The sequence below is a fragment of the Hafnia alvei genome, from assembly GCF_900095695.1.
GTDB lineage: Bacteria > Pseudomonadota > Gammaproteobacteria > Enterobacterales > Enterobacteriaceae > Hafnia > Hafnia alvei_B.
On the sequence record NZ_FMIQ01000062.1, the window covers coordinates 146735 to 157530 of the forward strand.

At 47.6% G+C, this 10796-nt stretch carries 9 protein-coding genes and 1 tRNA gene; 8 read left to right on the forward strand and 2 right to left on the reverse strand.

Going from position 1 to position 10796, the window contains the following annotated elements; genetic code table 11:
• Positions 1–63 precede the first annotated feature (63 nt).
• Positions 64–1524, reverse strand: a complete 1461-nt coding sequence (gene pepD / locus BN1044_RS17335; RefSeq protein WP_072309718.1) for a beta-Ala-His dipeptidase — start codon at positions 1522–1524, stop codon at positions 64–66.
• 256 nt (positions 1525–1780) lie between these two features.
• Between pepD and gpt the strand changes: the two genes are divergently transcribed.
• From gpt to proA, 5 genes are all read left to right on the forward strand, one after another.
• Positions 1781–2239, forward strand: a complete 459-nt coding sequence (gene gpt, locus BN1044_RS17340; protein ID WP_020303596.1) for a xanthine phosphoribosyltransferase — start codon at positions 1781–1783, stop codon at positions 2237–2239.
• 182 nt (positions 2240–2421) lie between these two features.
• A complete protein-coding gene (frsA, locus tag BN1044_RS17345; protein WP_072309719.1) occupies positions 2422–3669 on the forward strand; it encodes an esterase FrsA in 1248 nt (415 codons plus the stop codon).
• A 60-nt stretch (positions 3670–3729) separates the two neighbouring features.
• The gene (gene crl / locus BN1044_RS17350) at positions 3730–4131 is read left to right on the forward strand and encodes a sigma factor-binding protein Crl (RefSeq protein ID WP_025800158.1); all 402 of its coding nucleotides are present in this window, start codon (positions 3730–3732) and stop codon (positions 4129–4131) included.
• 114 nt (positions 4132–4245) lie between these two features.
• On the forward strand, positions 4246–5349 hold the full coding sequence (gene proB, locus BN1044_RS17355; RefSeq protein ID WP_072309720.1) for a glutamate 5-kinase: 1104 nt from the start codon (positions 4246–4248) through the stop codon (positions 5347–5349).
• 9 nt (positions 5350–5358) lie between these two features.
• The gene (proA, locus tag BN1044_RS17360) at positions 5359–6612 is read left to right on the forward strand and encodes a glutamate-5-semialdehyde dehydrogenase (RefSeq protein WP_072309721.1); all 1254 of its coding nucleotides are present in this window, start codon (positions 5359–5361) and stop codon (positions 6610–6612) included.
• A 99-nt stretch (positions 6613–6711) separates the two neighbouring features.
• On the opposite strand, the gene BN1044_RS17365 is transcribed toward proA, so the two are convergent.
• The gene (locus BN1044_RS17365; protein ID WP_072309722.1) at positions 6712–7743 is read right to left on the reverse strand and encodes an NADP-dependent oxidoreductase; all 1032 of its coding nucleotides are present in this window, start codon (positions 7741–7743) and stop codon (positions 6712–6714) included.
• 284 nt (positions 7744–8027) lie between these two features.
• On the opposite strand from BN1044_RS17365, the gene BN1044_RS17370 reads away from it, so the two are divergent.
• From BN1044_RS17370 to BN1044_RS17380, 3 genes are all read left to right on the forward strand, one after another.
• A tRNA-Thr gene (locus BN1044_RS17370) sits at positions 8028–8103 on the forward strand.
• Positions 8104–8738: 635 nt separating this feature from the next.
• On the forward strand, positions 8739–10022 hold the full coding sequence (locus BN1044_RS17375) for a hypothetical protein (protein WP_072309723.1): 1284 nt from the start codon (positions 8739–8741) through the stop codon (positions 10020–10022).
• 294 nt (positions 10023–10316) lie between these two features.
• The coding region (locus BN1044_RS17380; RefSeq protein ID WP_139130965.1) for a GIY-YIG nuclease family protein at positions 10317–10796 on the forward strand (480 nt) is incomplete at its 3' end.

Here is a 10796-nt window from a genome sequence, read left to right on the forward strand (position 1 = left end):
GCGTGAAGGGATAAAAAAAGCCAACCCTCGGGTTGGCTTCTGTAACACGCAAAGACTTAGCGCTTAGGCTTTCTCTGGGATCGCTTTCAGCAGAGCGGTCAGCAGCTGCCAGTATTGGCCTACGCTGGCAATGTGAACTTGCTCATCCGGTGAATGTGGGCCAGTGATGGTTGGACCGATAGACACCATATCCATTTCTGGGTAAGGTTTTTTGAACAGACCACATTCCAGACCCGCATGGATAACCATGATGTTTGGCGTGGTATCAAACAGCTTCTGGTAAGTTTCACGCACCAAATGCATCACCGGAGAATTTGCATCCGGTTTCCAGCCTGGGTAGCTGCCTTTGGCTTCCACCTGCGCACCAGCCAGTTCACCAATAGAGTTCAGTTGGCTAACCACGGCATCTTTACCGCTGTCGATAAGCGAGCGGATCAGGCAGATAATTTGCGCTTCTTTCGCGTCGGTGGTCACAACACCCACGTTCAGAGACGTTTCAACCACGCCTTTCACTTCGTCGCTCATGCGGATCACGCCGTTTGGCGTGGCGTTCAGCAGGGCAATAAAGCGCTGTTGGCTGTCGGCGGTCAGTGCCTGAGAATCGCTGTGTGCGGTTTCCACCTGAACGCTCAGGTTTTTCTCTACCGCAGCCAGCTCAACTTTCAGAATACTTTGGAAAGCTTCGGCCAGCGTTTTCAGCTTAGCCAGATTCGCCGTAGGAACAGCCAGAACCGCGATGGCTTCGCGTGGGATCGCGTTGCGCAGCGTACCGCCGTTCAGATCCAATACGCGCAGGCCCAATTCGGCAGCGTGACCAGACAGGAAGCGCGCCAGCAGTTTATTGGCGTTGCCTAAGCCCAAATGAATATCACCACCGGAGTGGCCGCCTTTCAGGCCTTTCAGGGTCAGCTTAACCACGTCGTGTCCGGCAGGAACGGCTTCGCGCTGTAATGGCAGCGTAGTGATGAAATCAATACCGCCCGCGCAGCCCATGTAGATCTCACCTTCTTCTTCAGAGTCGGTGTTGATCAAAATATCAGCCTGCAACCAGCCCGCTTTCAGGCCGAATGCGCCTTCCATGCCAGCTTCTTCGGTCATGGTCAGCAGTACTTCGATTGGGCCATGAGAAACGCTGTCATCGGCTAAAACAGCCAATGCAGAAGCCATACCGATGCCGTTATCTGCGCCCAGCGTGGTGCCGCGCGCTTTTACCCAGTCGCCGTCAATGTATGGCTGGATCGGATCTTTGGCGAAGTCGTGCACGGTATCGTTATTTTTTTGTGGAACCATGTCCAGATGCGCTTGCAGCACAACCGGCTTACGGTTTTCCATGCCGCGAGAGGCCGGCTTACGCAGCAGGACGTTACCCACTTCGTCACGTTCAACGTGGATACCTTTTTCTTCAGCCCATGCAACGATGTGCGCGGCTAACGCTTCTTCATGATACGAAGGGTGAGGAATAGAGCAGATATCCGCAAAAATTTGCCACAGTGGCTGTGGAGATAGCTGAGACAGTTCAGACACGTTAAGTCTCCTGATAATCAGTTGTGCTGCCGATAACAGTGGCACAATAGGGGGTTAAGAGATAAAGCCATTTTTTCAGAGAATACCACTATATTTGCTTATGTGGACAGACTAAGGCACTAAATCCGCAATCGGGGTGCCGGCTTTCTGCGAAAGAGACTGGTTTTTATTGCTCTGGCTCTCTATAATCTCGCGCAACCTTTTTTCCCCCCCGACCAATCTTTAAGCCATGAATATTATGGCTGGGACACTATTAATGAGCGAAAAATACGTTGTAACTTGGGACGTGCTACAAATGCACGCACGTAAGCTGGCTGCACGCCTGATGCCTTCTGAACAGTGGACTGGAATTATTGCGGTAAGCCGCGGTGGTTTAGTTCCTGCCGCATTACTGGCACGTGAACTGGGTATCCGTCACGTTGATACCGTTTGTATCTCCAGCTACGACCATGATAACCAGCGTGAGCTCAAAGTTGTTAAGCGTGCTGAAGGTGATGGCGAAGGTTTCATCGTGATCGACGATTTAGTGGATACCGGCGGCACCGCTCAGGCGATCCGCGAAATGTATCCTAAAGCGCATTTCGTCACTATTTTCGCTAAGCCAGCAGGTCGCCCTCTGGTTGATGATTACGTTATCGATATTCCACAGAATACGTGGATCGAACAGCCATGGGATATGGGTGTTTGCTTCGTCGAGCCAATCAGCGGCCGTTAATTTACCCTCTGGCAATGCAATAAAAACGCAATAAGATGTAAAGAAACGTCCGGCTTTGTCCGGACGTTTGTTTTTTAGCGTCCGAGTTCGTTACACTAGTCTGAGCGCTCGCTGGGCGAGATTTAGCTCTGCCGCTTTTTGTCTGCGGCTGAAAAGACAGTACTCGGAGGCTGCCGTCTATCATGTCCCAATCAAACCTTTCTGAAACCTTATTCAAACCTCGATTTAAGCATCGTGAAACGTCCACGCTGGTTAAGCGTCATGGGCACGTTCCGCAGGCTTCGATTGCCTCTGCGCTGGATGGAACCTCGCAGGCTAATTGGTATCGCATCATCAATCGCCTGATGTGGGTTTGGCGCGGCGTCTCACCTATCGAAATCGAGCATGTGCTATCGCATATTGCCGCTTCAACGGCCGAGCGTAGCGATGAGCGCTTGCTAGACACCGTTGTGGGGTATCGGAGCGGCAACTGGATATACGAGTGGTCGCACCAAGCGATGTCTTGGCAGCAACGTGCTCAGGAAGAAAAAGATCCCACGTTGGCCGGTGAATACTGGCTACAAGCCGCGAATCTTTACAGCATCGCGGCTTATCCTCATCTCAAAGGCGATGATTTAGCTGAGCAGGCCGAAGCGCTGGCCAATCGCGCCTACGCGGAATCGGCTAAGCTGCTGTCATACGAACTGAAAGAGGTCGAGTTTGCGATTGACGGTGGGAAAAAGATCACCGGTTTTCTGCATATGCCGGATAACAGCAAAGGACCATTCCCAACGGTGCTGATTTGCGGCGGGTTAGATATGATGCAGAGCGACAGTTATCGCTTGTTCCGCGACCATCTAGCGCCCGCTGGCATGGCGATGCTCACGATTGATATGCCATCTGTTGGGCTGTCTTCGCATTTCTGTCTGACGCAGGACTCGAGTCGGTTGCATCAACAAGTGCTGCAGGCGTTACCGAATGTGCCGTGGGTCGATCACACCCGAGTCTCGGTATTTGGTTTCCGCTTTGGCGCAAACGTGGCGGTTCGTTTAGCGTATTTAGAGCCTCGTCGTTTGCGAGCGGTTGCCACATTAGGCCCCGTGGTACACAGCCTACTATGCGACAAATGTATTCAGGAACGCGTTCCTGAAATGTATATCGATATGCTGGCGAGTCGCTTGGGGATGAACAGCGTATCCGATGTAGCGTTACGCACCGAGCTAAGCTGTTATTCATTGAAGACTCAAGGACTGCTTGGCCGTCGCTGCCATACGCCGATGCTGGCCGGATATTGGGAACGCGATCCGTTTTGCCCTAAATCTGAAGCCAAACTGATTGCGGACTCTTCGCTAGATGGCAAATTATTGATGGTGCCATCGTCCCCGTTGTTTGAAGGGTTCAATCAGGCTTTACATCAGGTTTGTGACTGGATTGGCGAACATTCGCGTTAATTTGATTGCTAAAGTTTGTAAATTTGTTAAAAAAGAGTAACCACAACAGGAGGATGTAGCATGACATTACCAGGTGGTTACTCTAAAAGCCGCTTAATCAAAAAATTCACCGCGCTTGGCCCCTATATTCGTTCGGGCCAGTGTCAGGATGATCATTTCTTTTTTGACTGTTTAGCCGTGTGTGTCAACGTTAAACCTAATCCAGAAAAACGTGAGTTTTGGGGATGGTGGCTCGATCTTGCCGCCGAGGAAACGCATTTTACCTATCGTTATTCGTTTGGATTGTTTGATAAGAACGGCGTTTGGCAGGAGCAGGTGATTAAAGATCCTGAAGTGACTGACAAATTAGAACAAACCTCACTCAATTTTCATAACCGCCTCAAAGAGCTTTTAACTACGCTCGAGATTAAAATTCAGCCAGCCGACGACTTTTCTGAAGAGTTAGTTCGCCTTCGAGCCTGATCGGGCGCAGTAATAAGTGTGCTTTTGCGTTATGCCTGTTGGCATAACGCGCCTCTCCTGATACTTTTTCTCTTTCTCCCCATTTCTCCAACACCAATAAACGGCAAAAAGATTATGAGTGGCAGCCAAACCCTAGTTGTAAAGCTAGGTACCAGCGTATTGACCGGCGGTTCGCGCCGTCTAAACCGTGCCCATATCGTGGAACTCGTTCGTCAGTGTGCGCAACAGCACGCCGCGGGGCATCGTATTGTGATTGTAACCTCCGGTGCGATTGCCGCTGGACGTGAGCATTTGGGCTACCCCGAGCTCCCCGCAACCATAGCTTCTAAGCAGTTATTAGCCGCTGTTGGGCAGAGCCGTTTGATTCAGCTGTGGGAACAGCTGTTCTCTATTTACGGTATCCATATTGGACAGATGCTGCTAACGCGTGCTGATTTAGAAGATCGCGAGCGTTTCTTAAATGCGCGCGACACCCTGCATGCGCTGATGGATAACCGCATTGTTCCCGTGATTAATGAAAACGATGCGGTGGCGACGGCGGAAATTAAAGTTGGCGACAACGATAATCTTTCTGCGCTGGCCGCCATTTTGGCAGGGGCCGACAAGCTGCTGCTGTTGACCGATCAGGCTGGACTATTTACCGCCGATCCTCGTCATAACCCAACCGCCGAACTTATTCGCGAAGTAAATAGCATCGATGATGCGCTGCGCGGTATTGCGGGCGATAGCGTATCGGGTTTAGGTACAGGCGGTATGACCACCAAGCTGCAGGCCGCCGACGTTGCCTGCCGTGCCGGTATCGACGTGATTATCGCCGCGGGCAGCAAGCCGGGCGTTGTGGGTGACGTTATTGAAGGTGTATCCGTTGGCACGCGCTTCCATGCACTGGAAACGCCGTTGGAAAACCGCAAACGCTGGATTTTTGGTGCGCCACCGGCGGGTGAAATTACCGTGGACGATGGCGCCGTGGCTGCGATTCTCGAACGTGGCAGCTCATTGTTGCCGAAAGGCATTCGTGATGTGAGCGGTGATTTCTCACGCGGTGAAGTTATCCGCATTCGCAATCTGGAAGGGCGCGATTTGGCCCACGGCGTGAGCCGCTACAACAGCGACGCGCTGCGCATGATCGCCGGCCACCATTCACAGCAAATCAGCGCTGTTTTGGGCTATGAATACGGCCCGGTTGCCGTCCACCGTGACGATATGATCGTAAGCTAAGGGGTTAATATGTTAGAAGAAATGGGTAAGGCTGCCAAACGGGCATCCTATCACTTAGCCGTCCTTAGCTCGGCGCAGAAAAATCAGGCGCTTGCGCTGATTGCCGATTATCTAGAACAGGATAGCGAATCTATTCTGCAAGCGAACCAGATGGACGTTCAGCAGGCGCGTGAGAACGGTTTAAGCGAAGCGATGCTCGATCGTTTACAGCTCACACAGAGCCGTTTGGAAGGCATCGCTAACGACGTGCGTCAGGTGTGCAATCTAACCGATCCGGTTGGAAAAATAATTGATGGCAGCGTACTCGACAGCGGGTTAAATCTCGAACGCCGCCGTGTGCCGTTAGGCGTGGTAGGGGTGATTTATGAAGCGCGCCCGAACGTAACCGTGGATACCGCGGCGCTGTGCCTGAAAACCGGTAACGCGGTGATCCTGCGCGGCGGCAAAGAGACGCATCGCACCAATCAGGCAACGGTAAAAGTGATCCAGCGAGCGTTGGAGAAAGCAGGGCTGCCAGCCGATGCGGTGCAGGCGATTGAAAGCCCTGACCGTGCGTTGGTCACCGAGCTGCTTAAACTGGATCGCTACGTTGATATGCTGATCCCACGCGGCGGCGCTGGTTTGCATAAACTGTGTCGCGAGCAGTCAACGATCCCGGTGATTACAGGTGGGATTGGTGTTTGCCATATCTATGTCGATCAGGGCATGGACGCTGAACAGGCGTTGAAGATTATTGTGAACGCCAAAACCCAGCGCCCAAGCACCTGTAATACGGTAGAAACGCTGCTGGTGAACAAACAGGACGCCGCGCAGTTCTTACCGCAGCTAAGCCAGCGGATGCACGACGTCGGAGTTTCATTACACGCCTGCCCGCATGCGCTGCCGTTGCTAAGCCAAGGTCCTGCGTCTGTAGCGCCGGTACAAGAGGCTGAATTGGATGACGAATGGCTGTCGCTGGATCTGAACGTGGTGGTAGTGGAAGGGCTAGACGGTGCGATTGAGCATATCCGTGAGCACGGCACTCAGCACTCTGATGCGATTTTGACGCGTAACATGCACCATGCCGATCGTTTTGTGCGCGAAGTGGATTCTTCAGCGGTTTACGTTAATGCCAGCACGCGCTTCACCGACGGCGGCCAGTTTGGCTTAGGCGCTGAAGTTGCGGTGAGCACTCAGAAGCTACACGCGCGAGGCCCGATGGGTCTGGAAGCCTTAACCACCTATAAATGGATTGGTTACGGTGACGATTTAATTCGTCGCTAGTGGTTTTTCCCGCAGAATGAAAACGGCGCATTGAGCGCCGTTTTTTCTATTTACTCGTTCTATCAAATATCTCCCCGTTTAACGGGCCGATATTCTTGGCTATTCCGCGACTTTGATAATCAGCTTACCAAAGTTTTTACCACTCAATAGCCCTTGGAAGGCGCTAATGCTGTTCTCAAGTCCTTCTACAATATCTTCTTTAAACGCGATTTTTCCTTGCGCCAGCCACGCGCTCATCTGGGCGTAAAATTCAGGATAGCGATCGCCATAGTCCTGCGAAATAATAAAGCCTTCAACGCGCATGCGTTTTTTCAAGATGGTCGACATCAGCAACGGCAAGCGGTCTTGCTGGTGGTCGCTATGATGACCGTTGTATTGGCTGATCATGCCGCATACCGGGATTCTCGCTTTGGTATTCAGCAGAGGAAGAACTGCGTCAAAAACGGCGCCGCCAACGTTTTCATAATATACGTCGATGCCTTTGCTACAGGCGCGTTTTAGCTGTACGGCGAAATCCGGTGCTTTGTGGTCAAGACAAATATCAAACCCTAGCGTTTCAACCGCATAACGGCATTTCTCAGCGCCGCCGGCAATACCGACCGCGTGGCAGCCGCGTAGCTTCGCTACCTGACCCACAACGGAGCCTACGGCGCCGGTTGCAGCGGCCACAACGACGGTTTCACCCGGCTGTGGATTGCCGATATCGGTAAGTCCCATATAACCCGTAAAACCAGGCATACCTAATAGGCCTAAGGCGTAAGAGGGATGGTCCATATTGGCATCTAGCTTTTGCAGTCCTTCACCGTCGGATAGCGCATAGTCTTGCCAACCGGTGTAGGCCAAAACCAGATCGCCCACTTGGTATTTATCATGCAGTGATTGCTCAACGCGACACACTGTGCCGCCGCAGATCACCTCGCCGATAGCCAACGGAGGAGAATAAGACGGCGTATCATCCATGCGGCCACGGACATACGGATCTAATGAAAGATAAAGGGTGCGCAGCAAAACCTGCCCTTGTACCGGTTCTGGCTGAGCAATTTGCTCTAAGCGAATATCTTGATCGGAAGGCATCCCCTGAGGGCGCTGCGCCAGAACGTATCGGCGATTGAGGCGAGATGAGATAGACATAACAGACTCCGTGATAGGTTAACGGCAACTCCAATTATCCATCGAATAATGGAAGACGGGTTCCAGACTAACTAAAAAATGCCCGGTTTGATGTCGTATGTGTGCGGCTTGATATGATTTGTGGATATAAATAATTTTCCTAAGGAAAATCACCTTAAGAACAAAATGGCCTTTTGTGTTGATTTAATAGTCATACGAATCCCTAGCACCTTGACGCTACTCATGAATTTCACTATCGTGATTCCCGCACTTCAGGCGTTTCCTCAGTAAATATTCCCCTCAGTGCCGATATAGCTCAGTTGGTAGAGCAGCGCATTCGTAATGCGAAGGTCGTAGGTTCGACTCCTATTATCGGCACCATTTCAAACTTTTCTCAAACTTTTCTCAAACTTATCAAAGTTGATTTTTTCAGCTATAAAACAGAGTGATAGGTGGTTTTGTACTATCTGAAGTTCAAATCAAGTTGGGTTCTATCGCTACAACGGCTACATGTTGGTTAGCAGAATATGCCACACATGTGGGTAAGTTTTTCATGACATAGGGAGTAACTCTATTTGGATGAAATCATAGCTGGCTCATGTCGATAAGAATCCGATTTGGGGAATGTACAATACGATTATACATTGCATCAGGTAAGGCAATGATGCAATGGCGCTTAGGCTGTACTTAATTATTAATTATTAAATATTATATAGGCTTAAGAGTAAGTTATTTCCGCTGTACAAAATTCATGAAGATTACAGATAAATAAGGAATAAGCCATTTATATTCCATTATTAATTTTTTCTCTATTATTATAATTATATGATAGAAAAAATATTTTTGACTACATTTTGTCTTTGTACTAAAAGAGAGTGATTTCTTATGAGCACAGTACTGATTAGCCAGTAAAATTAAATATTTTAATTATCCGAAGGGTGGGGACGATTCATATCAGTATTTCGTGACGAAGATTATGTTATCAATGATACAGTGATAGTACTATCGGAATTTCAATGAGTAAACTTTTGCGGGTGAGTATGAACAAGGAAATTAATATATTAAAGCAGTTGAATGAAATAGGAAATGCATCATCATTTAGTGATGCATTGGGGCAGTATGAAGATTTCAAAAGTGACTTGAAAGAGTGGCGGATAATTTATTCACACGAATCCGCTGATGGACCATTCTATCTACCCAAAAAAGAACTATCACCAAAATGTTATCTCTTAAAGCCATTTAAAGGAAATTCCATATTCGTTATTGATAAAGAAGTTATTGAGACGAAAGGTATAACTGAGCATTTCATTTCAACGGCGATATATGTTGATAGTAATACTGCTAGTTATATTCGCTCATTTGCCTATGAGGCTGAACCATCAGAAAGAGTTTTTCAAATCTGTAGCTCTATATCTAAAAACATATCTCAAGATAGTGTTAATACATTAAATATGGCCTTGTATCTTTCTGAAATAGAAAATAACCTGAAAGAAACTAATATTAATAAAGTTAGAGAAACAGTCTCTTCATTAAAATCTATTTCCATGGTGAACTCTCAATTTGATTCATCGTGGCGGGATTTATTTATACGTAAATATAAGGCGGCAGCTGAAAGGGAGGCAGATAATCTTCTATTTGACTACTATAACAAAGATGGAAGCCCGTTTGGTCAATTTTCGAAAATAGTAGACCTGATGGAGCTACTGTTACTGAAGGTAAAAATAATTGAATATAGTTCAAAACGTTCTTCTGAGAATAAATTATTGGAACTTTTATCTGTTATTGATAAAGAAATATCTATTTTTATGCCAAAGGAAATAGCCGTTTGTGTTGATATTCTTTTCTATAAAAACAAGCTAAAAATAACTAGAAAACTCAATGGTCTTACAAATATACCTGAACCTCTTCAATTGGTTAGGAATTGCGCTATGGATTTATTTATGGCGAGGATGTTAGATTTGTTGACCAATACTATTGGTGACAAAAATAATACACAGTTTCATCTCGCACAAATATTAACTTGCGATGTTGATGTTTGGGATATATTGAACCTCACTGGACTCTCCGCTATTGCGGTTCACAGAGAGTCACATAAAATGCTTCCAATTTATAGTGATGATTTCACAAGGTGGATATTTGATACTCTTGGAGATAAAAAACTTGAGAGTATATCAAGAATGTTTACACCTCAAGGTATGGTTGAAAGAAAAAAAAGGCGCTCTCACAATAAGATCCAAGATAGCCTGCATAGATCTCGTCAAGAGTTAGTTCAAATTTTAATAAGCAAAAGAAAAATATGATGTCATTTAACTCCTAGGTGCAACAGTTTTGTTATATATCTATGCATTGTTTATGGCTGACCCCAACACACTGAAAACTGAAAATATCGGAGACCAAAAACTTTCGCTCCTCGCCCATAACAGAGCGAATGCTCTTTCATTCCAACAGTTGCGAGTACTGGTTTCTTTATGTGCCATGAAATGGGGAGAAGAACACTCAAACTCGAACTATTGCCCATTTATATCTTAAGTTCTTGCATGTTGGTGCCGATAGTTAAAGTAAGCTACATGCACACAATGATAAGGACGTAAAACGTGAAGGATTTATCAAGATACTCAAAATCTTTGGGGTTGGCTAAGTACTATGTTTATACTTTTTACGACAAAGAGGATGTTTCTAAGAAGCCGTTTTATATTGGAAAAGGTAAGGGAGACCGTTGTCTGAGCCATATAAAGCATCCCGATGAGTCTTCGAAATCTGAAAGAATTAAAGAGCTCATAGCAAACAAAAAATTGGGGATCGATATACTCCGCCACGGCATGGATGAGTCCACTGCTAAACTTGTTGAGGCAACGTGTATCGATCTTTTAGGTGTTGGCGAACTTACCAACAAAGTGCGTGGAAGCAGCTCTCTGATGGGGCGTATAACTCTTGATGAGCTTCAACACCTACTTCTAAAAGAAGAGACAGATATTGCTCCTGAGCATGCAGGTATCGCTTTTCTTCTTAACAGTACATACAAGTCCGGTATGAGTGCATTGGAATTATACGAGGCTACGCGTGGCATCTGGTTG